The following is a 21,747-nucleotide window of genomic DNA, read 5'->3' as shown; positions in this document are numbered from 1 at the left end:
CGGACGCCTGACCGCGGCGATGACGCCGCAAGGAGGATGAGCATGACCCAGAAGATGAGCACGACCCAGAAGGAGACGGCCGCTCTCGAGAGCCCGACCGCGACCCTGCGCAGCAGGCGCATGCTGCTCGCCGGCTTCGGCGCGGCGGCGATCGGAGGCGTGGCGGCCGTCAGCGCGCAGACTCCGGCGCAGGCTGCCGGCCCCATCGTGACGCAGGGCGATTCGGGATCGTCGTCGGTGGCGAACGGCGGCACGGCGACCACGCTCGTGAAGCGCAAGGGCAAGGACGGTGATCTGGTCCGCACGACCGGTTACGCCGCAGCCGGCGACGGGGGTGCCGGGCTGTACCGCTTCGTGAAGAAGGACGCTCCGGCGGCCAACGGCGGCACCGTGCTGGCGGCCCCGAAGGGCGGAGCGTGGCTGCTCGTGCACGGCGGGATCGTGGACTTCCGGATGTTCGGGATCATGGATGCGAGCGTGAACGCCGACGACGCCCTCGACGCCATGGTGAACGACGCGAGCATCCACCGCATCGAGGGGCACAGCCCCCTCAACTTCGTGCGCCGCCACACGTTCTCACGGTCGAACATCGCCTTCGACTTCGGGGGACACCTCATGACCACGGTCGGCATCGAGAACGCCGGCAAAGACGATCCGTTCGCGGCGGTCATGTTCTTCCGCGGCGAGGTGACCGATGCGGTGCAGGAGGCGAAGCTCGGCGAGGTGGTGCCGGATCTCGGCGACATCTTCCCGGTCGCCGATTCGTCGTTCTTCGCTGTCGGCGAGTGGTACGCGGCAGAGGTGAACGCGCTGTCGGGTCGTTGGGAGCGCGAGCTGCAGCGCATGGTGCAGGTCACGCAGATCGTGGACGGCACGCACATCCGCATCAACTACAAGAACGGCTGGCCGCTGGGCAAGGACCGCACGATGACCTGGCGCCGGGTCGTGCCGGTGCAGGACGTGACGGTGTCGAACCTGAAGTTCCTCGGCACCGGTACCGACGAGTACACGGGATCGCACCCGCTGGCGTTCGAGTACGCGGTGCGCTGCGACGTCGACCACGTCGACGGCACGGGGACCTTCTGGCCGCTCATCCAGCGCCGGTGGAACACCTACTACTCGACCGTGAGCTGCACGCTCAAGAACCCGACCTCGGTCACCTGGGGAGGGGCCGGCTACCTGACGCAGCAGATCTACTGCCTCTACGGATACGTCGCCAACTGCCACACCGCGAACGCCCGGCACCTGAACGACTTCACCGCGAGCGCCTACTGCCTGGTCGAGAACTGCCACGGCGACGGTGACGACCAGGGTCCGTTCGTCACCCACGGGCAGTACGAGCACGACCTCACGTACACCGGCAATTCCGGTCTCATGACGTTCGCGAACTCCGGTGCAGCCTGGGGCTCGGCGGCCAAGCGCATCACGGTGCGCAAGCACGTGTGCTCGTGGTTCGTCGCCCGTGTGCGCATCACCGACCTCACGCTCGAAGACGTGCAGGTGATCGGCAAGCCCTCGCTCGCCGGCTCCGGCATGCTGTGGATCAACGCCGACGGCGCGCAGCTGCGCGGGTGCACGGCATCCGACACCCTCGTGATCACGCAGGCGTCCGACAATTCCGCACGGCCGACGGTGATCGCCGACTCGCACTTCACGTTCGTCGCGCCGGGAGAACTCACCAACGCCACGGTGAAGACACCCGTCACGTTCGTCGACACGGTGCTCGACCGGGTCGGCGGCATGAAGATCGCGGGAGCCGGAGCGGTCACGTTCCGGGGATCGACGCTCACGGCGGCTGACGATGCCGCGCCGATCGCCTCGTCGTCGGAGCGTCTGCGGTTCGAGGGATCGACACTCCGCAACGCCCGTGTCGCCGCGGCCAGAGGAGAGCGGCAGGCCGTCGAGATCGCGGGATCGGACGTGGCGGTCAAGGGCGGCACCGGCGTCTCCCGGACCGGCGACGGCGAGCTGCATCTGACGCTCTCCGACAGCACCTTCCGCGCGGAGGGGGCGGCGACGCACGTCGCGGTCACGAAGGGCGCGACTCACTACCGCGCGGTCGGCAACCGCTTCGAGGGCGGGGCGCTGGAGCTGGCGGATGCCGCGTTCGGCGCCTCGTCCACGTTGGTGCACACCGGCAACGTCGAGTCGGGCGTCACGCGCACGGCCTTCCCCGCCGAGGGCCCGCGCGTCGTCGACTCGGCGAACCTCAGCGTCTGACCCGGGCGCGCTTCCTGGCGCGAGTGCAGCGGATGCCGCCGAGCGCACGGGATGCTGCCGAGTGCACGGCTTCTCGACGTGAAGAAGCCGTGCGCTCGGCGAGCACCCGTGCACTCGGCGGGGTGCGGGGTGCGGGGTGCGGGGTGTGGGGGTGTCGGGTCAGAGGCCGGTGACGACGACCAGCTTGCCGACGGCGGTGCCCTGTTCCATCGCGGTGTGCGCCTCGGCGATCTGGTCGAAGGCATAGACCCGGTCGATCGGCACGGTGGCCTCGCCGGCCGCGACCGCATCGAGGAAGCCCTGGAGCACAGCCGGCGGCAGGTCGGCCGCGCCTCCGCCATAAGCGCTGAGGCGCACGCCGCGGGGGATGTACTCGATGGGGTAGAAGTCCTTCACGGTCCACTCGTTCGAGAGCATCCCGGTGAAGCAGACCACGCCGTGCACGCGCGTCGAGCGGAGGGTGTCCGGCAGGGTCGGCGTGCCGACCAGCTCGAGAGCCGTGTCAACGCCCTCGGGCAGGATCGCTCTGACCTGCGCCTGCACGTCGCCGTCGTCGATGAGCACGTGGTCGACGCCGATGCGCGTGAGCGCCTCGGCCTTGCGGGGGTTGCGCGTGGTCGAGAAGACCGTCATCCCGCGCTGCTTCGCGAGCACCGCGGTCGCCATCCCGATCGACGAGGTGCCGCCGCGGATCAGGATCGACTGGCCCGGCTGGGCGTCGAGCCCCACGGTGAGCGACCCGTACGAGGTCTGCAGCATCTCGGGCAGGGCGCCGAGGGTGCCCCAGTCGAGGTCGCTCTCGAAAGCGATCACCTGGGTCGCGGGAACGCAGGTGTACTCCGCGTATCCGCCGTCGTACGCGCGTCCCATCCCGCCCATCACCGCCACGACCTGCTGGCCGGGGGTGAATTCGCCCCCGGGCGCCTCGACGACGACTCCGGTCGCCTCGATGCCGAGCACGCGGGGAAAGGTGACGCCCTCCGCCAGGCCGAGTCGGGTGTGGAGTTCGGAGCGGTTCAAGCCGAACGCCTTCACCTGGATCAGCACCCAGCCCTCACTCGGTGTCGGGATCGGCAGCTCGCGGATGGTGAGGGCCTCAACGGGGCCGGGTGCGTCGAGCACGATCGCGCGCATCATCTCGGTCATGGGGTGACTCCTGTCGTCGGTATGGGCTTGCGCACCCGGAGGGTGGCGAGAGTGGTGGCGAAGTGCTGAAGGTCATCGGCGGAGACGCTCTGGAACCACGGCTCCAGTTCTCTGCCGAAGGTCTGGGTCGCGATCGTCAACATGTCCTCGCCCGCCGGCGTGAGCGTGATGAACGAGGCCCGTCGGTCGTCGGGGTTCGGTGTGCGCTCGCAATAGCCCGCTGCTTCGATGCGAGCGACCAGCTTGCTGGTGCCGCCCTCGGTGATCGAGAGCTCGGTCGCGATGTCGGAGGCCCGGCAGTTCTCGATCCGGTCGATGGCCCGCATGGGCTCGAACCAGCTCAGCGGCAGGGAATGCTCGGCGCGGAGACGTCGGTCGACCGCCTCCCAGATCTCCATCTCGAAGCGGATCACATCATCGAAGAGTCGATGCAGGTCCACGGCGCATCCTTTCCACGAGCACTGACTTACTTTCCGTGGCAAGTATATGGGCGATTCGGTGGACCGGGCGCGAGAAGGGCGAATCTCACCTGCGGGGGAGGCGGCGGGAGAGGTGCCGGAGCGAGGCGGCGGGAGCAGGCGGGACTAGGTGGAGGGGATGCCGACGAGCTCGGCGCTGCGCTGCCAGAGCGCCTCGGCCAGGGCCGCGTCATCCACCTGCGGATTGACCTTGGCGGTCAGCTGACGCTCGTCGTAGTAGGCGCCGGAGAACCATGTCTCATCGGGGGTGCCCTCGATGAACCAGCGCAGGGTCGCGCCACCCTTGTCGGCACCGATGAGCATGAGGTGCTTGAGCGGTGTGCGGTAGAGCAGGCGCATGATGCTCGACGAGTCCGAAGCGAAGTTCGTCTGCACGGTGCCGGGGTGGAACGCGACCGCACTCAGCCCGTCGGCGTGGAACTTCGTGTGCAGGCTCTTGGCGAACAGCACGTTCGCGAGCTTCGCGTCGCCGTAGGCCTTGTTCGCGCTGAAGCGGCGGTGATTGTCGAGGTCGTCCACATCGAGGTGGCCGAACAGGCGGTGCGCGATGCTGGAGGTGTTGATGACCGCGCCCTCGGCCTTCAACAGCTGAGGCCGCAGCAGGTTCGTGAGCAGGAACGGCGCCAGGTGGTTGACCTGCATGGTCTTCTCGAAGCCGTCGACCGTGGGGGTCTGATCGCCGAAGATGCCACCGGCGTTGTTCGCCAGCACGTGGATGCCGCCGTCGCCGACGGCCTCCGCGATCTTCGTGGCGAGCGCCCGCACGTCGTCGAGGCGTGCGAAGTCGGCGGTGAACCACGCAGCGCCCGTCTCCGCGGCGACCGCACGGGTCTTCTCCTCCGAGCGTCCCATCAGGATGAGCCGATGCGGGGACGACGCGAGCTGGCGGGCGGCTGCCGCGCCGATCCCGTCGGAGGCTCCGGTGAGGACGATCGTGCGCGCGGTCACGGGGTGTCCGCGTCGGTCGACGGGGTGATGCGCTCGACCGCCCTGGTCACGTGCGCGGCGATCACGGCCTGCGCCTGCTCCGGGTCACCGCTCGCGATGGCATCGACGATCTGTTGGTGGCTGCGCACATGCTCTTCCTGCTCGGCAGGGTCGAGAGCGGCGTTGGCGGCATGCAGGAAACCGGTGATGCGTCCGCGCAGCTGGCCGCTCAACTCGTCGAGGAAGCGGTGCTCGGCGAGGTCGGCGAGCGTCTCGTGGAACAGGCGGTCCTGGCGCAGCACCTCGTCGATGTCGCCGGGTGCCGCATCCGCCATCGCCTGGATGATGGCACCGAGTCGGGCGGCGGATTCCTCGTTCCACCGCTCCTGCACGCGGATCGCCATGAACTGCTCGAGCACGATCCGCAGGCTCGAGATCTCCTGGAGGTCTTGTGCGCTCAGCTGGGCGACGCGGGCGCCGCGGCGGGGCTCCCGGGTGATGAGGCGCTCCTCGGCGAGACGGGTCAGTGCCTCGCGTACCGGGATGTGGCTGACGCCCAGCCGGTCGGCGAGCTTGCGTTCGACGAGGCGCTCACCGGGGGCGAGTTCTCCGGAATGGATGGCCGCACGCAGCTCGTCTGCGACCTGTTCGGCGATGTTCTGATCCGAGACGCTGCGCATTCGGTGCCCTTCTCGATCCGCGGTTCCGTCTCGTCGAGCGGGCGCGCATTCGTTCGCTCGATGCTATGGCATTTTCCGGATGAGTGGACACGGCGAGGGTTTTGCTAGATGCTATAGCAAGCCAGTCCATCGATGACGAAGGAGTTGTCATGTCCGGGAACGGAATCGCCCCCGATACGCGCACGTCAGAGGAGGTCGGGGCCTCCGCCATGAAGAAGGCGATCTGGCGCCTCGGCCCGTTCCTCGGGCTGCTCTATCTCGTCGCCTACATGGACCGCAACAACGCGGGCTTCGCCAAGCTGGAGATGACGGCGGCGCTGCAGATCACCGAAGCGGCCTTCGGATTCGCCGCCGGCATCTTCTTCATCGGGTACCTGCTGTTCGAAGTGCCGAGCAATCTCCTGCTCGAGCGCTTCGGTGCGCGCAAGTGGATCGCGCGCATCATGGTCTCCTGGGGTCTGGTCGCCGCCCTGACGGCCTTCGTGCAGGATGCGACCCAGTTCGCCATCGCACGCTTCGTGCTGGGCATCGCCGAAGCCGGCTTCTTCCCCGGAGTGCTCCTGTACCTCACGCTCTGGTTCCCGCGGCAGTACCGCACGCAGGTGCTCGCGGTGTTCGTCTTGTCGAACCCGATCGCGAACGCGGTCGCGGCGCCGCTGTCGGGCTGGATGCTCGAACTGCACGGGATGTGGGGCCTCGACGGCTGGCAGCTGGTCTTCCTGCTGCAGGGCATCCCCGCGGTGATCCTCGCCTTCGTCGTCTTCTTCTGGCTGCCCGACCGCCCGCAGGACGCCCGCTGGCTCGACCCGACCGAACAGCGGTGGATCAACGACACCCTGGCCGCCGAGACCGCGGCCACCGAGCAGAAGCACGGGCGGCTGCGCCTGCGCGAGGTGTTCAGCAACGGGCGTCTGTGGACCCTGATCGTGCTCTTCTTCGGCGTCGTGTTCGGCGCGTACGGGCTGGGCATGTGGCTGCCGACGATCGTGAAGAGCATGGGCGACTTCTCCAACTCGACCACCGGATGGCTCGTCGCCCTGCCGAACCTGTGCGCCGCGCTCGTGATGCTCCCCTGGGAGCGCGCAGCCAGGAAGCAGGGCAACATCCCCCTGCAGATCGGCATCACGCTCACGATCACCGCGCTCTCGCTCATCGCGGCGGTCGCGGCCCAGGGCACGCCGATCCTCGCGCTCGCCGCCCTGTGCGTCGGCATGTCGGCCCTGTTCTCGACGACACCGCTGTTCTGGAGCCTGCCGCCCATGGTGCTCACGGGCACGGCGGCTGCTGCCGGGCTGGCCTTCATCAACTCGGTCGGCAACCTGGCCGGTTTCGCCGGTCCGTATGCGATCGGCTGGATCAGCGAGACCACCGGATCGGCGATCTGGGGTCTGCTCCTCATCGCCGGACTCACCCTGCTCGGCGCGAGCATCGCGTTCGTGCTGAGTCGACGGGCGGACTTCACGGTTCCGGCCGAGGTGCAGTTGAAAGCGGACGCCACGTCCGGGGTGCGGTGATGTCCCGCGCCGAACTGGATGCGAGTGTGCGATCGACGGGTCGCCGCGCCGTCATGACCGGACTCGGTGCGGTCGCCCTCGGCGCTGCCGGCTCTCTCGCCGGTGCGACGACCGCTCAGGCCGCTCCCGTCGCGGCCGGTGCGAAGGACATCCTCCGCGCGGAGACGGTCTCCGACCTGTCCCGGTTGCGGGCACGCGACGGCGAGGTGGCCATCGTCGCCGGCTACCGGACCCCCGGCGACGCCGGGCTGCTCGTCTACGTAGGCTGCGGTGGGGCCGACGTCGCGGCCAACGGCGGCACGGTGATCGCCGGAAAGCGCGGCACCACGTGGCTGCTGCAGCATGACGGCACGGTCGACTTCCGGGTCTTCGGCATCACCGGGCCCGAGACGGCGGCCGATGACGCGCTCGACGCCCTGGTGAACGACCTCCGCGTCCGGCGGATCGAGGCGAGCACCGATCTGCTCTTCCAGCGGCGGCACTGCTTCACCCGTTCCCACCTCGAGATCGACTTCGGCGGTCATGTCATCACGACGGAGGGCATCGAGGCGAACACCCACGACAACCCGTTCGGTGCGGTGATGTTCTTCACCGGGGTGTCCCGCGACGTCACCGTCGAGCACGCCCTGGCGGAAGCCTGGCCGGAGCTGACGGATGCGGTCGCCGTGCCCGATGCGTCGAAGTTCGCCGTCGACACCTGGTGGGCGGTGCAGTGCGATCCGGTCGCCGGCGGTGGGGCCGATGAGCGCGAGCTTCAGCGATTCGTCCAGGTGACGCAGCAGATCGACGGCACCCACATCCGGATCGATTACCTCAACGGCTGGCCGCTCGACAAGGGGCGAAAGCTCGTCTGGCGGCAGGTGGATCCGGTCGCGGGGGTGCGCATCTCGAACATGCGGTTCCTCGGGGCCGGGCCCTTCGACGGACCGACGGACGGCTCCTTCCCGGACTCTCGCGAGCTCACCGGATCGCACCCGATCGCCTTCGAGTACGCGATCCACTGCGATGTCGCCGACGTGCACGCCAGCCGCACCTGGTGGCCCGTCATCATGCGCAGATGGAACACCCACTTCACGACCGAACGCTGCTCGGTCGAGAACCCGCCCACGGTCTTCTACGGTGGTGCGGGCTATCTCACGCAGCAGATCTACAGCCTCTACGGTCGCGTGAGCGACTGCACCTCGTCGAACGCGCGGCACCTGAACGATCTGACGGCCAGCGCCTACTGCATCGTCGAGAACTGCCACGGAGACGGCGACGATCAGGGCGGGAACCCCTTCACCACGCACGGGCAGTACGAGCACGATCTCACCTTCATCGGCAACTCGGGGCTGATGGACATCGCCAACTCCGGGGCGCAATGGGGCACCGCCGCGAAGCGCATCACGGTGCGCGACCACGTCTGCTCGTGGTTCGTCGCCGGCATGAAGATCAGCGACCTGACGCTCGAGAACGTCCGGGTGATCGGACGATCGACGTTCGATCCGCAGGCGACCATGACGATCAATGCCGACGGGGCTCAGCTGCGCGGCTGCACCGCCGGGCTGCTGGCGATCGGCCAGCGATCGGCGCGATCATCGCGGCCGACGGTGATCGAGGACTGCACCTTCGCCCTCCCGAAGGATCAGGTGCTGATCCAGACGCCGGTCTCGGTGCCCGTCAGCTTCGTGCGATGCACGATCACCGGAATCGACGGGATGAAGGCACGAGGCGCCGGAGCCGTCGAGTTCGTCGACTGCCGGCTGAGCGGTCCGGCAACAGGTGCCCCGGCAGAGCTCGGCGCGTCGAGGGTGACCATCCGGGGCGGCACGGTGCGCGATGTGCAGCTCACCGTGACCGCGGTGCGGGACCAGGCCATCGCTGTCGAGGGGGTCGAGCTGTCGACCGAGCGCACCGACGGCGCTCTGCTGAGCAGGGCCGCCGGTGGGGGCGTCGTGACCTGGCGGGTGGGTGGCGTGACATCGACCGTGCCCAAGGGTGCTGCCCACCTCGACATCGGCGTGGGGGTCAACCACGCTCGCATCACCGGGAGTCAGTTCGTGGGAGGACGGATGCGGCTGGCCGATGGCTTCGCCGCACCCTCCACGCTGCTCTACAGCGACGGCGTCGAGCGCGGCGTCGAGGTGACTCTTCCCGAGGCTGGAGCACGTGTGCTGATCGCCGACGTGCTGACGATCGCCTGAGCGGCGGCATCATGGAGAACATGGAGGACCAGGTTTGAACGACACGGCACCGGCCACACGTCTCGGCGCCCGCATCCGCATCCCCCGCACGCGGGCGCGCATCGGTATCGCCCGACGCGACATCACGCCGCCGGTCGGCATCCGTGCCAAGAACTGGGGACCCGCCGACTGGGAGCGATCCGAGGGGGCGCATCGTCCGTTCGAGCTGACCGCGCTCGCCGTGATCGCCGCCGACGACCGCCCGCGCGTGCTGCTTGCGGTGGACGGTACCTGGTGGCGTCGCGTCGCGGATGAGCAGGGTGTGCGCGGAACGATCCTCGACGCTCTCGGGCTCGACCCCGATCAGCTGATGCTCTCGCTCTCGCACACCCACGCGGGCGCCGTGCTCTGTGCCGCGGATGCGCATCTGCCGGGGGGAGAGCTGATCCCGGGGTATCTCGAGGCGCTCGCTGCCGCAGGGGTCGCCGCCGGGCGCGAGGCGCTCGACGGTGCGGTCCCCGGGCTGATCGAGTGGACGACCGGCACCTGCTCCCTGGCCGCCGACCGTGAGCTCGACGTCGACGGCCGCCCTCTCGTGGGGTACAACCCGCAGGGCACGGCCGACGACACCGTCACGATCGGGCGCCTCAGTGTCGACGGTGCGGTGCGAGGCACGCTCGTGAACTACGCGTGCCACCCGACCACGCTCGCCTGGCAGAGCCGTGAGGTGTCGCCGGACTACGTCGGGGCGATGCGCGAGGTCATCGAGTCGGCCACGGGGGCGCCCTGCCTGTTCGTGCAGGGGGCATCGGGAGAGTTGGCTCCGCGCGAGCAGTACACCGGCGACGTCGCGGTCGCCGATCGACACGGACGTTCGCTCGGGCACGCGGTGCTCGCGGCGTTGGACGCGCTTCCCGTTCCCGGAGAAGAGCTGACGCTCGACGGCATCGTCGAGTCCGGTGCACCGCTCGCGATCTGGACGGGCCGGACGGCGGAAGGCGGGGAGGATGCGGCGGGTTCGGTCACGAGCGTCGAGCTTCCGCTGCGCGACCTGCCGACGCTCGACGCGCTCGCCGAGGAGTGGAAGGATATCGACCCGCGCTCGCGGGAGGAGCGTCTCGGTCGCGCGCGCAATCTGCGTGACGGATACATCGACGGTCCGACCGTGCAGCACCCTGTCTGGGCCTGGAGGCTCGGCGATGCCGTGATCGTGGGGCATCCGGGTGAGGCGTACTCGCGACTGCAGACCACGCTGCGCGCGCGGTTCCCCGCGACGCCGATCGTGGTGATGAACCTCACGAACGGCCCGGGGTTCGTGTACCTGCCGACGCGCGATGCCTACGACCGCGGGGCGTATCAGGCGTGGCAGACGCCCCTGGCGCCGGGCGCGCTCGACCTGCTCGAGACGCATGCGGTGGCGGTCGTGGCGGAGCTGCTCGACCACTGACGGCGCCCCCGATACACTTGCTATAGCAAAACTCGAACCTGAGGAGAGCAATGACCGCCCCCACCCCTGCCGGCTCCGTCGCCGTCGTCACCGGAGGATCCGCCGGGATCGGATGGGAGATCGGCCAGCGCCTCGCCGCAGACGGCTACCTCGTCGTCGCCGCCGACCGGGTGCCGGGCCTCACCGCCGGCGACAACCCGGCCGACAACCCGGCCGGCATCCTGTGGCGCGAGCTCGATGTCACCGATCATGCCGGCGTCGACCGTGTGTTCGGAGAGATCGAAGCCGAGCTCGGGCCGATCGAGGTGCTCGTCAACAACGCCGGCATCCAGCGTCATCGCGGCATCGAAGACCTCAGTTGGGACGAATGGTCGGCCGTGGTCGACGTCAACCTGCACGGGGTGTTCTCGGCGCTGCAGGCGGCGGGGAAGCGGATGCTGGAGCGCGGCGATGGGCGCATCGTCAACATCTCCTCCATCTCGTCGCGCGGCTCGGCCGGTCGTGCGCCCTACGCCACGACCAAGGCCGCGGTGATCGGACTGACCTCGACCGCGGGTGCCGAGTGGGCGTCGCGCGGCGTGCGGGTCAACGCGGTCGCGCCCGGCTACGTCGACACCGGCGTCTTCCGTCAGGGTGTCGAAGCGGGCACCCTCAGCCTCGACACGATCCTGTCGCGCATCCCCGCGAAGCGCCTGGCCGAGGCGAGCGAGATCGCCGCCGCGGTCAGCTTCCTCGTCTCCGACGAGTCGCGCTACATGAACGGACAGACCCTCTACGTCGACGGCGGCTTCATGGTCGACTACGGTGTGCCGCTGGCGAAGAAGCCCGAATGAGCGCGATCGCCCGCATCGACACGGCCACGGCCGTGCTGCCGCTCCCGGCACCGTTGCACCTGGGGGCGATGACGGTGACCCGCCGCGAGTACAGCGCCGTGCAGGCGACGGCTGACGACGGCACGACCGGGATGGCCTATTGCCTCTCGCGGGAGGCGCCGATGGCCGAGATCGTCGACCGCCTCGTCGCCGTGCACGCGATGGGTGCGGATGCCGACGACCCCGCGGCGACCTGGGAGCGGATGCTGCGCGGCAGCGCGATCGTCGGACGGGTGGGCCTGGTGCGGCGCGCGATCGGGCTCGTCGACATCGCGCTGTGGGACATCGCCGCGCGTCGTGCGGGCGTGCCGCTGTGGACGCTGCTCGGCACGGGTGACGCCCCGCGGGAGTCGATGCTCGTCGCCGCGTACCCGTCTGCCGAGCGGACTCCCCGCGAGGTGGCCGATGAGGTTCTCGCGCAGGCGGAGGGCTGGACGAATGTGAAGATCTCCCGCATTCCGGATCCGGCATATATGCGTGAACTGCTCGCCCTGCTGAACGCCGAGCTTCCCGATGCGACCGGTCTGGTCGTGGACGTGGGCTTCGGCTGGCCGGACGCCGACACCGCGCTGGCCGAGATCGCGCAGTGGGGTGACCCGCGCCTCGCGTGGGTGGAAGACCCCCTGCTCCCCGAAGACGCCGAGGGGGTCGCGCGCATCCGCCGGGAGTCGGGACTCCCCGTGTCCGTGGGCGATGAGGTCACCGACCCCGCCGTTTTGAAGGCGCTGGTCGATGTCGGCGGCGTCGACGTGCTGCGACTCGACGTCGTCGCGATCGGCGGCGTCACCCCTGCCCGCGAGATAATCGCGTGGGCAGCAGAACGTGGCGTGCCGGTGTCGGGGCACGTCTATCCTGAGGTCACCGCGCACCTGGGCATCGGTGTGGAGACGTTCGCCCGAGGGAGCAACCCGTACGACCCCGCGCCGTCGTTCATCCTCGGCGGTCCGTCGTTCGACGGCAGGGTGCGGCCGACGGATGCCTCGGGCCTCGGCTTCGCGCTCGATCCGACGGTCTTCCGATTCGAGAGGGACTGAGATGACAGACGCCCCCCGCAGCTCCGTTGCTCGAAGCGTCGTGGTGACCGGTAGCGGAAAGGGCATCGGTCGCGCCATCGCCGAACGTCTCACCGCCGACGGGTGGATCGTGGTCGGGCTCGAGCGTTCGCCCGGATCCGGCACGGTCGAAGACGGCATCGTGGCCGAGGTCGTGCTCGGCGACGCCGCCGATCGCACGGCGCACGAGCGTGCCGCCGCTGCCGCCCGCGCCCGAGCGCCCCTCGCCGGATGGGTGAACAACGCCGGCATCACCAAGCGCACACCGCTGCACGAGATCGACGAGGCCACGGTGCGCGAGGTGCTCGACATCAACGGTTTCGGCTACATCTGGGGCTGCTCGACCGCCGTCTCGGCCTTCGTCGATCAGGGTGTGCCGGGCGCGATAGTGAACATCGGGTCGATCCACGGACGCTCCAGCTTCACCGACCACGCCGCCTACGAGTTCACCAAGGGCGGCATCGACGCTCTCACCCGCAGCGTCGCCGTGTCGTATGGGGCCCTCGGTATCCGCGCCAACACCGTGGCTCCCGGGGGTGTGCGCACCCCGCATCTGGAGGCGCAGATCGCCCGCGCGGGCGACCCCGCCGCCGAGGAACGTGCGCTCGCGGAGGGGCCGCCGATGGGGCGCATCGCCCGCGCCGAAGAGGTGGCGTCCGTCACGGCGTTCCTGCTGTCGGATGAGGCTCCGTACCTGTCGGGTCAGTCCATCGCGGTCGACGGGGCGTGGACGGCATCCTTCGGGGATATCGCGCTCGACCCGGGGTTGCGGGAGCGCTTCGACGCCTGAGGCACCTCGATAGGTGCAGGGGCACGCGAGCAGGCATCTCCGGCGCTCGGCACGGGCGGAGAACTCTGCCTCGGGCGGAAGATCCGCGCAGGATTCTCCTCCCGACACCGGGTCTTCCTCCCGTCGGGGTGCGCCACCGACGCGAGGGCCACTGACGCGAGGGCCACTGACGCGAGGGCCACCGACGCGAGGGGGACTGACGCGACGGCGGCGCTCGTCACCGCAGGTACGCGTCCACGAACAGCGCCCCGCGGATGGCCCGCAGCTCGTCGATGATCCGGGCGATGCTCTTCGCGCTCACCGACGACAGCGCCAGGTCGTGCGGACCGAGGGGTTCGAGCTTCCCGGTGCGGATGCGGATGACCTCCCAGCCCGCGGCACGGAGGGCGCGGTCTTTGCGCAGATCGGCATCTTGCCGCTTGCCGACGTGCTCGAGTCCGTGGCGGCCGACGGTGTCGTATTCGAGCGCGACCCGCAGCTCCGGGAACACGATGTCGGGCCAGACCTCGGTGTGGCGGAAGAACGGGCGCGACACCTTCACGGCGTTCACTGCCGCGTCGAAGGTGACCACGGCTGCGAGCTCCGTCCGCAGGCGGCCCTCGGCCGCGGACGCGGGCTTCGGGGCGCACTCGCTGACGAACGCGGTGCCCGCAGGCAAGTCGGGCGTCTTCGTGCAGAGCGCGGGGGCTGGGCGACGGGGTTTACGGGGGAGGGCGCGGGCTTCGCCGAGCACGACCGGCTGCGGACGGGCGAGCGCAGAGCACTCGGGGCACCATGCGGAGCGGCGCCGCACCTGTCCAGGACGCTCGCGCTGCTCGGTCGGGGTGGCGGCGAACCGATGCCCGACCGCGCATTCCCAGCAGAGCAGCACATCGGCGGCGAGGGGGATCTGCGACAGCACGATGCCGTGGTTCAGTTCCGGGTGGTACTGCCGGATGAGCTCGGGATATGCCGCCCACCCGGCGCGATAGGTGCCCACCTCATACGGGACAGCGCGACCGCGGGAGAACTGCCGTCGCGCCCACCACTGATTCACCGGTTCCGGCACGCGCCGACGATATCCGTGAGCACCGACACCGCAATATCCCGGGCGAGAGGGCGAAGTCACCACCCATCCCGGTGTCCCCGGTCCGTGCGACGATCCGCACGTCGACAGGAGAACGGGATGCGTGGGGAAGCGACGGTGCTGCACGCCGACCTCGATGCGTTCTACGCCTCGGTCGAGCAGCGTGATGCGCCCGAACTGCGCGGCCGACCTGTCATCGTGGGCGGCGGAGTCGTGCTGGCAGCGAGCTACGAGGCGAAGGCCCGCGGAGTCCGCACCGCGATGGGCGGCCGGCAGGCGCGGGAGCTCTGCCCGGATGCCGTGATCGTTCCGCCGCGCATGGAGGCATACTCGGCCGCCAGCAAAGACGTGTTCGCCATCTTCCGCGACACCACCCCGCTCGTGGAGGGGCTGTCGATCGACGAGGCGTTCCTCGAAGTCGGGGGTCTGAGGCGGATCGCCGGCAGCCCCGAGCAGATCGCGGCACGGCTGCGCGAACGCGTGCGTGCCGAGGCGGGACTCGCGATCTCGGTCGGGGTCGCGCGCACCAAGTTCCTCGCCAAGGTCGCCAGTGCCGTGAGCAAGCCCGACGGGCTGCTGGTCGTCGAGCCCGAACGCGAGGAGGAGTTCCTGCTTCCCCTCCCGGTCGAGCGCCTGTGGGGTGTGGGGGCGGTCACGGCCGAGAAGCTGCACCGCTACGGTATCCGCACGGTCGGAGAGCTGGCCGAGCTCGAGGCCGCGACAGCCGAGCGCATGCTGGGCAAGGCGACGGGGGCGCACGTGCACGCGCTCGCTCGTCTACGGGATCCGCGGCCGGTCGACACCACCCGCCGCCGCGGGTCGATCGGCTCGCAGCGTGCTCTCGGCAACCGCCCTCGCTCGCCCGAGGAACTCGACCTCATTCTCACCCAGATCGTCGACCGGCTCGGTCGCCGACTCCGCGATGGCGACCGTGTCTGCCGCACCGTCGTGCTGCGTCTGCGCTTCGGCGACTTCTCGAAGGCCACCCGCTCCCGCTCACTCCGCGCTCCTACCGACCGCACCGCCGTCCTGCTCACCCTCGCACGCACGCTGCTCGCCGCGGCGCAGAGCGAAATCACCGACCGCGGCACCACCTTGATCGGCATCTCGCTGTCGCAGCTCGACCGCGCCGATCGCGTGCAGCCCGAACTGCCGATCGACTGGGGCGATGAAGCCCGCCTCGACACCGTGCTCGACACCCTGCGCGACCGCTACGGTTCGACTTCGGTGTCGCGGGCGGCTCAGCTGGGTCGTGATCCGGGCTGGTCGTCCCCGATTCTGCCCGAGCACGAGTGAGCCGCACCGCGTGGGGAGGAAAACTCCCTGTCGGGAGGACTCTTCAGCGTGGAATCTCCTCCCGACGGCGAGTTCTCCTCCCGAGAGGCCAACGGTTCGCTCTCGACGCCGGCTGTAGTGTGATCGCTATCCGGCACCCCCTCCCCGCAAGGAAGAAATGACCTTCGAGAACTACATCGCGATCGCAATCGGACTGGTCGCAGTCGGATGCGGGCCGTTGCTCGTCCGTCATCGAGCCAAGGTCTTCCGGGTCATCGCGGATACGAATCGCGCGTTCGGGGGCGCGGCGGGGCGCGAGGTGGGGAAACGGTCGAGCCCCTGGTGGATAGGTTTCTGCGGCGTGGGCCTCACCCTCATCGGCGTGGTCGCCGTTCTCGTCGGAATCTTCGCGCGGGAGTAGCCGACGATGAGTGCCTTTTCCCTTGCGAACCTTGCCGTCGGTGTTGCCGTCGTGCTCGTCGGTGCCGTGTTGCTCGTCTCGCGCGCGCGGGTGCTGCGCTTCGTCCGTGGGCGATTCGACAAGGTCTACCGCGAAGACCAGCTTTCCGAAGAGGAGATCGCGCGTCGGCTCCCGAAGATGAGCGCGGTAGTGGTGGTCGTCGCGTGCGGGTTCGCGGTCTTCGGGACTGCGCTGATCGTGATCGGCGCCGTCAGCACTCGCTGACGGAGGATTCGAATGCGCTTCCTCATGGGCATCGGGATGTTGCTGCTCATCCTCGTGCGAGGGTGCGCGCTCTGGGTGATGTTCCCCTTCGCCTTCGTCGCGTGGCTCCTCGTGCATTCCTGGGCGCAGAAGGCATCAGTTCGGCAGGCGCTCTGCTGGTATCACGCTCACCTGCTCGTGCTGCTGCTGAACGGCCCCTTCCGCCCCTTCTTCGCAGCTGACGAGCGACCGCACTTCCGAGACGTGCCGAAGATGAGCGCGGTCGAAATGCACAAGATTCGGCTCATCGGCATGGACGTGGTCTCGCTGGCCGGGTAGGCGAATCGAGTGAGCCGCACCGCGTGGGGAGGAAGACTCCCCGTCGGGAGGACCCTTCAGCAGGGAATCTCCTCCCGACGGCGAGTTCTCCTCCCGGGAGGCTGCCGCGCCTCAGGCCTTGAGCATCGACGCCCGAGCGATCAGCCCGTCGACGACGTCGAACGTCGCGATGGTCTCGGTCGCGACGCCCGCGTTGATGACCTGCTCCTGCGCGACGACCCACCGGGTGCCGAACAGCACGCTGGTCTCGATGACGCACGACAGCTCGGGGTTCTGCAGCCGAGGCTCGTAGAACGCGCGGATCGCGGCCGATCCGACCACCGGCTCGGTGGCGACGCCGGTGATCACGGCATCCTCGGCATAGGTCGCGACGAACGCGTCCAGGTCGTGCGCGTTGAACGCGTCGAGCTGTGCCTGGACGGTGTCGAGTGCAGAGCGGTCGAGTGCGGTGCGGTCAGTCAATGCGTACTCCTCCGTTGACGTCGTAGGTGGCGCCGGTGATGAACCGGGCGCGCTCCGACGCGAGTGATGCGATGATCCAGGCGACGTCTTCCGGCTGTCCGAACGCGCCGAGCGGGATGCCGGCTTCGAGCTTCTCGCGCCCCGCGCCCTGCAGCTGGTCGGTGATCGCGCTCGCGACCGGTCCGGGGGTCACGGCGTTGACGCGGATGCCCTCGGGCGCGAGGTGCCGCGCGAAGCTGCGGGTGATCGCGAGGATCGCGCCCTTGCTCGCGGCGTAGTGGATGCCGGTCTGCAATGCGCCGACCTGGCCGGCGATCGAGGCGATGTTGATCACGGAGCGGTCGCCCTCGGCGGCCCGGAGCAGCGGGAGAGCGGCGCGAGTCAGGAAGAAGGTACCGCGAGCGTTGGTCTCGAGGACCATGTCCCACTCATCGAACTCGATGTCGTCGTACGGGGTGTACGGGCAGACGCCGCCATTGTTGACGAGCACGTGGAGCGATCCCCACGCGTCCGTGATCTCACCGACCAGCGCGTCGATCGACTCGCGCTCGCGCAGGTCGAGGCGCGACACGTGCACCTCGGGCGACCCGGCAACGCGGCACTCCTCGGCGACCCGGAGGGCTTCGGTCTCCCGCCCGGCATAGGTGATCCAGAGGGCGGCACCCTCGCGGGCGAGTTCGAGGGCGGCGGCCGTCCCGATACCGGAACTGGCCCCCGTGATCAGTGCGCGACGAGTCATGGGGTCGATGCTATAGCAAATCTTGTGTCTGTCGAGCAGGCGCGGCCCGGGTGCCCATGCGAAAACGGAGACCACTCGCGTCGCCTGCGGCGTGTCGTGGTGAGGCGCGCCCGAGCCGGAGCAGTTCGTCTGGGTTTTCGCCCACGCCCCCACGACCTCGCGCCACGAGCCCCGAGCCCCGTGCCCCACGCCCCCACGCCCTCGCGCCCCCGAGCCCAGCGCCCCGTGCCTGGAGGGGTGCAGCCGCTTGCTAGATGCTATAGCATCGCATCCATGACCGCGCCATTCATCCTCGTCAGCGACTGCGATCTGCCGGGAACCGTCATCGAAGACACCCTCCGACAGGCGGGGCTGCGTGCCGAGCGCGCCGCTTCCGGCAGCCTCGACGACATCGCCGCTCACGGCACCGACGCCGAAGGACTGGTCGTGCAGTGGGCGCAGATCAGCGGCGAGGTGATGGACCGCATGCCGAATCTCCGCATCATCAGCCGCGTCGGCATCGGCTACGACATGGTCGACGTCGAGGCGGCCACCGCCCGCGGCATCGCCGTCGCGAACACCCCGAGCTACTGCATCGAAGAGGTCGCCGCGCACACCATCGCGATGATCATGACCCAGGCCCGCGGCCTCCCCGCCTACGACCGCGCCGTGCGCGCCGGCACGTGGAAGGCCGTCGACGCCCGCCCGCTCGCCGTGCGCCCCTCGGCCACCACGGTCTCGGTGCTCGGCTTCGGCCGCATCGGCTCGATGGTGGCCCGCGGTTGCCGCGCGCTGGGGTTCCGCGTGCTCGTCGCCGACCCGTACACCTCCGGCGACGCGGTGCGCGAGGCCGACTGCGAACTCGTCGAGATCCCGGATGCCGTGGCGCAGGCCGACATCCTCACCCTCCATGTGCCGCTGACCGAAGCGACCCGGCACCTGATCGATGCCGCTGCGCTCGCGACCATGAAGCCGGGAGCGCTCGTGGTGAACACCTGCCGAGGTCCGCTCATCGATGAGGGGGCGCTCGCCGCCTCGCTCCGCTCCGGACACCTGGGAGCCGCCGCCCTCGACGTGTTCGCGGGGGAGCCGCTCGCCGCCGACTCCCCGCTGCGTGAGCTCGACAGCGTGCTGCTCACCCCGCACGCGGCCTGGTACTCGCCCGAGGCGCTGGCGGACCTTCCCGTGCACGCGGCCGAGAACATCATCCGGTACCTGGCCGGGGAATCCGTGCCGATCGTCAACCCGACCTACGCCGACGCGCGCTGACCGAAGGATCGACGTGGAACTCCTGCGACTCGGCCCCACCGGCCACGAACGCCCCTACGTCCGTGAGGGCGGCGTCGTCTACGACCTCGCGCCCCTCACCACTGAGATCGACGGCGCCTTCCTCGCCGCCGACGGCATCGCTCGCGTGCGCGAAACCCTCGGCCGCGGCGAGCTCCCCACCGCCGATGTCGACGGTCTGCGCATCGGCGCCCCGGTCGCCCGCCCGACCGCGGTGGTCTGCATCGGCCAGAACTACGCAGCCCACGCGGCCGAGTCCGGATCGGAGCCGCCCGAGCATCCGGTGATCTTCTTCAAGCACCCGAACACGGTCGTCGGGCCGAATGACGTCGTGCTGCTGCCACCCGGTGCCGAGAAGGTCGACTGGGAGGTCGAGCTGGCGATCGTGATCGGCAAGTCGGCGCGCTACCTGTCGTCACCGGAGGCCGCACGCGATGTCATCGCCGGCTACACGGTCTCGAACGACGTGTCGGAGCGTGCCTACCAGCTCGACGTCTCGGGAGGACAGTGGTCGAAGGGCAAGTGCTCCGAGACGTTCAACCCGCTCGGGCCGGCGCTCATCCCCGCCGACGAGGTCGATCCGCAGGCGCTGCGGCTGCGGTCCTTCGTGAACGGCGAGCAGCGGCAGGACTCCTCGACTGCCGACATGATCTTCTCCGTGCTGCAGATCGTGCACGAGCTGAGCCAGTACCTGGTACTCGAGCCCGGCGACGTGATCAACACCGGCACCCCGCAGGGCGTCGCGCTGTCGGGCAGGTTCCCGTACCTGCAGGACGGCGATGAGATGACCATCGAGATCGAGGGGCTGGGACGCCAGAACCAGCGCACCGAGCGGGTTCACCTGCGCTGACCTGCGTCATCCACCCGGCGGCCTGTGTCCGGGGCACGGTTCCTTTCGCTGAGTGCACCGTGCCTCGGGCAGAGGCCGTCGGTGTTGCGGGGTCTCAGCCGGCGAACGGCGTGACGGGCATGCCGTGCACGCCCGGTCGCACGGCGAAGAGCGAACCCGCCTCGGTGCCGTGGTCGGGCGAGAGGTCCTGTGCCGACGTCGTGATGTAGAGCGTGCCGAGGTCGTCGTCACCGAACGTGCAGGCGGTCACCTTCGGCACCGGCAGCTCGATGCGCGCGATCACGGCGCCGGTCGCGTCGTAACCGTGCACAGCGCTCCCGTCCCACAGGGCCACCCAGACGCTGCCGTCGGATGCCACGGTGAGCCCGTCCGGCATTCCCTGCCCCTCGGGGAAGCGCACGAAGGCGCGGCGTCCTCGCAGCTCCCCCTCGACCACATCGAACACGTCGACGCGATGGGTCAGGGTGTCGACGTAGTAGGCCCGCCTGCCGTCGGGAGAGAAGCCGATGCCGTTCGACACCGTCGTCTGCGGCAGTACCGTCGTCACCGACAGGGAGGCATCGATTCGCAGGACGGTTCCGGCATCCGCTGTCGCGTCGTAGGCCATCGATCCGGCCAGCAGGCGACCGCGGGGGTCGCAGCACCCGTCGTTCATGCGCACACGGGGGTCGTCGCCCAGCGCGGCGACGGCCCTGGTCCCGCCGTCGACGTCATCCGCGAGATAGAGCGTGCGGGCGCCGACGGCCACGAACCCTCCGCCGGAACGGGGGCGGGCGAAGGCGAGGTACTCGTCGTCGATGTGCTGGCGGGCCACGCCGTCGGGGCGCAGCGTGAGCAGGTCGCCCGCGGTCCCGTCGACCCAGCGCAGTCCACCCCAGCCCGGCCACCAGACGGGGGCCTCGGCATGGTGCGCGACGGGTCCGGTGATGTTCTCCGGGGTCATGCGTCTTCGCGCGGCAGCGTCCGCGGTGGTGCCGGATGCAGGGGATCGGTGATCGGCAACGGCTGGGGCTCCGCCGCGGGGGCGGGGGCGGGTGCCGCACCGGTCGATGCGTCGGTGGAGGTGCTCGCCTGGGCCGGCAGCTCCCGGGCCACCTGCTTCTCGAGTACCGTGACCGCATCGTCGGAGAGCAGGATGAGCCCATCGAGCTCTTCGCGCACACGCTTGTACGCGACGTTGCGCTCGGCCTGCGTCGCCGATTCGTCCACCGCGACCTTCAGGAGCTGCTGTGCGCGTTCGAGTCTCTTGCGCTCCGGCTCGGTGAAGGTGGAGTCGCGCAGACGCCGGGCATCCTTCTCGGCGATCTCGAACGCGACCGCGTAGTCGCCGACGGCCTGCAGGTACTCGGTGACCTGCTGCTCGGACACCTTGGCGTCGGCAGAGGAGGGACGCAACGCATCCGCCGTCTTCTTCGCGCGCAGGAACGCGGCGGTCAGGGGCTGGCGCCCGTCGCTCATGGCGGGGAAGGCGATGAGCTTCGCGACATCGAGTTCGTAGTCGAGCCAGCGGGCGGTGATCTCATCGTGCTCGGTGAAAAGGCGTGCGACCAGATCGTTCGGCGCGACGGATGCCGTGGTGTCGACGACCGAGGGTCCGCGTTTCGCCTGCCGGGTCAGCGCGCGCGCCTCGATCTCGGCGGCCTTCAGCTGCGCCTTGACCTTGAGCGTCTCGAGGCGTCGCTCGTGACGGCGCTTGGAGCCCCGCTCCCACGCCTTCGCGGCCCCGCCGGCCATTCCCATGATCGGGAAGATGAGCCACCAGAAGTTGCCCGCCCACTGGAAGAACTCTTGCATGAT

Annotated in this window: 22 protein-coding genes; 13 read left to right on the top strand and 9 right to left on the bottom strand. The window is 69.5% G+C overall.

Going from position 1 to position 21,747, the window contains the following annotated elements; translation table 11 throughout:
• Positions 1-42: 42 nt before the first annotated feature.
• Positions 43-2,220, top strand: a complete 2,178-nt coding sequence (locus tag ACLFA2_RS07670; protein ID WP_208323973.1) for a peptidase C14 — start codon at positions 43-45, stop codon at positions 2,218-2,220.
• Between the two features lie 159 nt (positions 2,221-2,379).
• Here ACLFA2_RS07670 and ACLFA2_RS07665 read toward each other — a convergent pair whose 3' ends face one another.
• From ACLFA2_RS07665 to ACLFA2_RS07650, 4 genes are all read right to left on the bottom strand, one after another.
• A complete protein-coding gene (locus ACLFA2_RS07665) occupies positions 2,380-3,366 on the bottom strand; it encodes a zinc-binding alcohol dehydrogenase family protein (protein ID WP_021200226.1) in 987 nt (328 codons plus the stop codon).
• Positions 3,363-3,806 carry a MarR family winged helix-turn-helix transcriptional regulator gene (locus tag ACLFA2_RS07660; RefSeq protein ID WP_029258875.1) on the bottom strand — a complete coding sequence of 148 codons (444 nt, stop codon included), beginning with the start codon at positions 3,804-3,806 and terminating at the stop codon, positions 3,363-3,365. The genes ACLFA2_RS07665 and ACLFA2_RS07660 overlap by 4 nt, the downstream gene beginning before the upstream one ends.
• 144 nt (positions 3,807-3,950) lie before the next feature.
• Positions 3,951-4,793 carry an SDR family NAD(P)-dependent oxidoreductase gene (locus ACLFA2_RS07655; protein WP_167256338.1) on the bottom strand — a complete coding sequence of 281 codons (843 nt, stop codon included), beginning with the start codon at positions 4,791-4,793 and terminating at the stop codon, positions 3,951-3,953.
• Entirely contained in the window at positions 4,790-5,452 is a 663-nt protein-coding gene (locus ACLFA2_RS07650) for a GntR family transcriptional regulator (protein ID WP_021200229.1), read from the bottom strand. The genes ACLFA2_RS07655 and ACLFA2_RS07650 overlap by 4 nt, the downstream gene beginning before the upstream one ends.
• Positions 5,453-5,601: 149 nt before the next feature.
• On the opposite strand from ACLFA2_RS07650, the gene ACLFA2_RS07645 reads away from it, so the two are divergent.
• From ACLFA2_RS07645 to ACLFA2_RS07620, 6 genes are read left to right on the top strand one after another with little or no spacing between them, the layout of a single operon-like run.
• The gene (locus ACLFA2_RS07645) at positions 5,602-6,966 is read left to right on the top strand and encodes an MFS transporter (RefSeq protein WP_021200230.1); all 1,365 of its coding nucleotides are present in this window, start codon (positions 5,602-5,604) and stop codon (positions 6,964-6,966) included.
• Positions 6,966-9,149, top strand: coding sequence for a peptidase C14 (locus ACLFA2_RS07640; RefSeq protein WP_426622340.1), 2,184 nt, complete (start codon positions 6,966-6,968; stop codon positions 9,147-9,149). The genes ACLFA2_RS07645 and ACLFA2_RS07640 overlap by 1 nt, the downstream gene beginning before the upstream one ends.
• A 34-nt stretch (positions 9,150-9,183) precedes the next feature.
• Positions 9,184-10,575, top strand: coding sequence for a hypothetical protein (locus ACLFA2_RS07635; RefSeq protein WP_426622339.1), 1,392 nt, complete (start codon positions 9,184-9,186; stop codon positions 10,573-10,575).
• A 50-nt stretch (positions 10,576-10,625) separates the two neighbouring features.
• Positions 10,626-11,408 (top strand): SDR family NAD(P)-dependent oxidoreductase, encoded by a 783-nt coding sequence (locus ACLFA2_RS07630; protein ID WP_021200233.1) that lies wholly within the window; start codon positions 10,626-10,628, stop codon positions 11,406-11,408.
• Positions 11,405-12,481: an enolase C-terminal domain-like protein gene (locus ACLFA2_RS07625; RefSeq protein WP_426622338.1), complete on the top strand. Its 1,077-nt coding sequence runs from the start codon at positions 11,405-11,407 to the stop codon at positions 12,479-12,481. The genes ACLFA2_RS07630 and ACLFA2_RS07625 overlap by 4 nt, the downstream gene beginning before the upstream one ends.
• Positions 12,482-12,524: 43 nt before the next feature.
• Positions 12,525-13,289 (top strand): SDR family NAD(P)-dependent oxidoreductase, encoded by a 765-nt coding sequence (locus ACLFA2_RS07620; RefSeq protein WP_426622337.1) that lies wholly within the window; start codon positions 12,525-12,527, stop codon positions 13,287-13,289.
• A 217-nt stretch (positions 13,290-13,506) separates the two neighbouring features.
• On the opposite strand, the gene ACLFA2_RS07615 is transcribed toward ACLFA2_RS07620, so the two are convergent.
• The gene (locus ACLFA2_RS07615; RefSeq protein WP_426622336.1) at positions 13,507-14,337 is read right to left on the bottom strand and encodes a hypothetical protein; all 831 of its coding nucleotides are present in this window, start codon (positions 14,335-14,337) and stop codon (positions 13,507-13,509) included.
• A 117-nt stretch (positions 14,338-14,454) separates the two neighbouring features.
• Here ACLFA2_RS07615 and dinB point away from each other — a divergent pair, with 117 nt between their 5' ends.
• The 4 genes from dinB to ACLFA2_RS07595 all read left to right on the top strand — a co-directional run bounded on the left by dinB (position 14,455) and on the right by ACLFA2_RS07595 (position 16,633).
• Positions 14,455-15,651 (top strand): DNA polymerase IV, encoded by a 1,197-nt coding sequence (dinB, locus tag ACLFA2_RS07610; protein WP_426622335.1) that lies wholly within the window; start codon positions 14,455-14,457, stop codon positions 15,649-15,651.
• Positions 15,652-15,808: 157 nt separating this feature from the next.
• Positions 15,809-16,051 carry a hypothetical protein gene (locus ACLFA2_RS07605; RefSeq protein WP_029258229.1) on the top strand — a complete coding sequence of 81 codons (243 nt, stop codon included), beginning with the start codon at positions 15,809-15,811 and terminating at the stop codon, positions 16,049-16,051.
• 6 nt (positions 16,052-16,057) lie between these two features.
• Positions 16,058-16,315, top strand: a complete 258-nt coding sequence (locus ACLFA2_RS07600; RefSeq protein ID WP_029258228.1) for a hypothetical protein — start codon at positions 16,058-16,060, stop codon at positions 16,313-16,315.
• Between the two features lie 12 nt (positions 16,316-16,327).
• Positions 16,328-16,633, top strand: coding sequence for a hypothetical protein (locus ACLFA2_RS07595; protein WP_426622334.1), 306 nt, complete (start codon positions 16,328-16,330; stop codon positions 16,631-16,633).
• Between the two features lie 111 nt (positions 16,634-16,744).
• Here ACLFA2_RS07595 and ACLFA2_RS07590 read toward each other — a convergent pair whose 3' ends face one another.
• Together ACLFA2_RS07590 and ACLFA2_RS07585 are read right to left on the bottom strand one after the other, a co-directional pair.
• On the bottom strand, positions 16,745-17,095 hold the full coding sequence (locus tag ACLFA2_RS07590) for a nuclear transport factor 2 family protein (RefSeq protein ID WP_426622333.1): 351 nt from the start codon (positions 17,093-17,095) through the stop codon (positions 16,745-16,747).
• Positions 17,088-17,834 (bottom strand): SDR family NAD(P)-dependent oxidoreductase, encoded by a 747-nt coding sequence (locus ACLFA2_RS07585; protein ID WP_426622332.1) that lies wholly within the window; start codon positions 17,832-17,834, stop codon positions 17,088-17,090. Before ACLFA2_RS07585 ends, ACLFA2_RS07590 begins: the two co-directional genes overlap by 8 nt.
• Before the next feature lie 273 nt (positions 17,835-18,107).
• Between ACLFA2_RS07585 and ACLFA2_RS07580 the strand changes: the two genes are divergently transcribed.
• Positions 18,108-19,082, top strand: a complete 975-nt coding sequence (locus tag ACLFA2_RS07580; protein ID WP_426622331.1) for a C-terminal binding protein — start codon at positions 18,108-18,110, stop codon at positions 19,080-19,082.
• Positions 19,083-19,095: 13 nt separating this feature from the next.
• The gene (locus ACLFA2_RS07575; RefSeq protein ID WP_426622330.1) at positions 19,096-19,950 is read left to right on the top strand and encodes a fumarylacetoacetate hydrolase family protein; all 855 of its coding nucleotides are present in this window, start codon (positions 19,096-19,098) and stop codon (positions 19,948-19,950) included.
• A gap of 94 nt (positions 19,951-20,044) precedes the next feature.
• Here ACLFA2_RS07575 and ACLFA2_RS07570 read toward each other — a convergent pair whose 3' ends face one another.
• Positions 20,045-20,893: an SMP-30/gluconolactonase/LRE family protein gene (locus ACLFA2_RS07570; RefSeq protein ID WP_426622329.1), complete on the bottom strand. Its 849-nt coding sequence runs from the start codon at positions 20,891-20,893 to the stop codon at positions 20,045-20,047.
• A complete protein-coding gene (locus ACLFA2_RS07565; RefSeq protein ID WP_426622328.1) occupies positions 20,890-21,744 on the bottom strand; it encodes a hypothetical protein in 855 nt (284 codons plus the stop codon). The genes ACLFA2_RS07570 and ACLFA2_RS07565 overlap by 4 nt, the downstream gene beginning before the upstream one ends.
• Positions 21,745-21,747: the final 3 nt, after the last annotated feature.

The organism is Microbacterium sp. As-52 (assembly GCF_049949185.1).
In the GTDB taxonomy this organism is placed as follows: domain Bacteria; phylum Actinomycetota; class Actinomycetes; order Actinomycetales; family Microbacteriaceae; genus Microbacterium; species Microbacterium maritypicum_A.
Note: the sequence above shows the minus strand (reverse complement) of the source record. Positions and strands in the feature narration are given on the sequence as shown.

Excerpts from the sequence above, each read along its gene's own strand:
- ACLFA2_RS07670 (WP_208323973.1), top strand. The coding sequence starts at position 43 with ATGACCCAGAAGATGAGCACGACCCAGAAGGAGACGGCCGCTCTCGAG.
- ACLFA2_RS07665 (WP_021200226.1), bottom strand. The coding sequence starts at position 3,366 with ATGACCGAGATGATGCGCGCGATCGTGCTCGACGCACCCGGCCCCGTT.
- ACLFA2_RS07650 (WP_021200229.1), bottom strand. The coding sequence starts at position 5,452 with ATGCGCAGCGTCTCGGATCAGAACATCGCCGAACAGGTCGCAGACGAG.
- ACLFA2_RS07645 (WP_021200230.1), top strand. The coding sequence starts at position 5,602 with ATGTCCGGGAACGGAATCGCCCCCGATACGCGCACGTCAGAGGAGGTC.
- ACLFA2_RS07640 (WP_426622340.1), top strand. The coding sequence starts at position 6,966 with ATGTCCCGCGCCGAACTGGATGCGAGTGTGCGATCGACGGGTCGCCGC.
- ACLFA2_RS07630 (WP_021200233.1), top strand. The coding sequence starts at position 10,626 with ATGACCGCCCCCACCCCTGCCGGCTCCGTCGCCGTCGTCACCGGAGGA.
- ACLFA2_RS07625 (WP_426622338.1), top strand. The coding sequence starts at position 11,405 with ATGAGCGCGATCGCCCGCATCGACACGGCCACGGCCGTGCTGCCGCTC.
- dinB (WP_426622335.1), top strand. The coding sequence starts at position 14,455 with ATGCGTGGGGAAGCGACGGTGCTGCACGCCGACCTCGATGCGTTCTAC.
- ACLFA2_RS07605 (WP_029258229.1), top strand. The coding sequence starts at position 15,809 with ATGACCTTCGAGAACTACATCGCGATCGCAATCGGACTGGTCGCAGTC.
- ACLFA2_RS07600 (WP_029258228.1), top strand. The coding sequence starts at position 16,058 with ATGAGTGCCTTTTCCCTTGCGAACCTTGCCGTCGGTGTTGCCGTCGTG.
- ACLFA2_RS07595 (WP_426622334.1), top strand. The coding sequence starts at position 16,328 with ATGCGCTTCCTCATGGGCATCGGGATGTTGCTGCTCATCCTCGTGCGA.
- ACLFA2_RS07585 (WP_426622332.1), bottom strand. The coding sequence starts at position 17,834 with ATGACTCGTCGCGCACTGATCACGGGGGCCAGTTCCGGTATCGGGACG.
- ACLFA2_RS07580 (WP_426622331.1), top strand. The coding sequence starts at position 18,108 with ATGACCGCGCCATTCATCCTCGTCAGCGACTGCGATCTGCCGGGAACC.
- ACLFA2_RS07570 (WP_426622329.1), bottom strand. The coding sequence starts at position 20,893 with ATGACCCCGGAGAACATCACCGGACCCGTCGCGCACCATGCCGAGGCC.
- ACLFA2_RS07565 (WP_426622328.1), bottom strand. The coding sequence starts at position 21,744 with ATGCAAGAGTTCTTCCAGTGGGCGGGCAACTTCTGGTGGCTCATCTTC.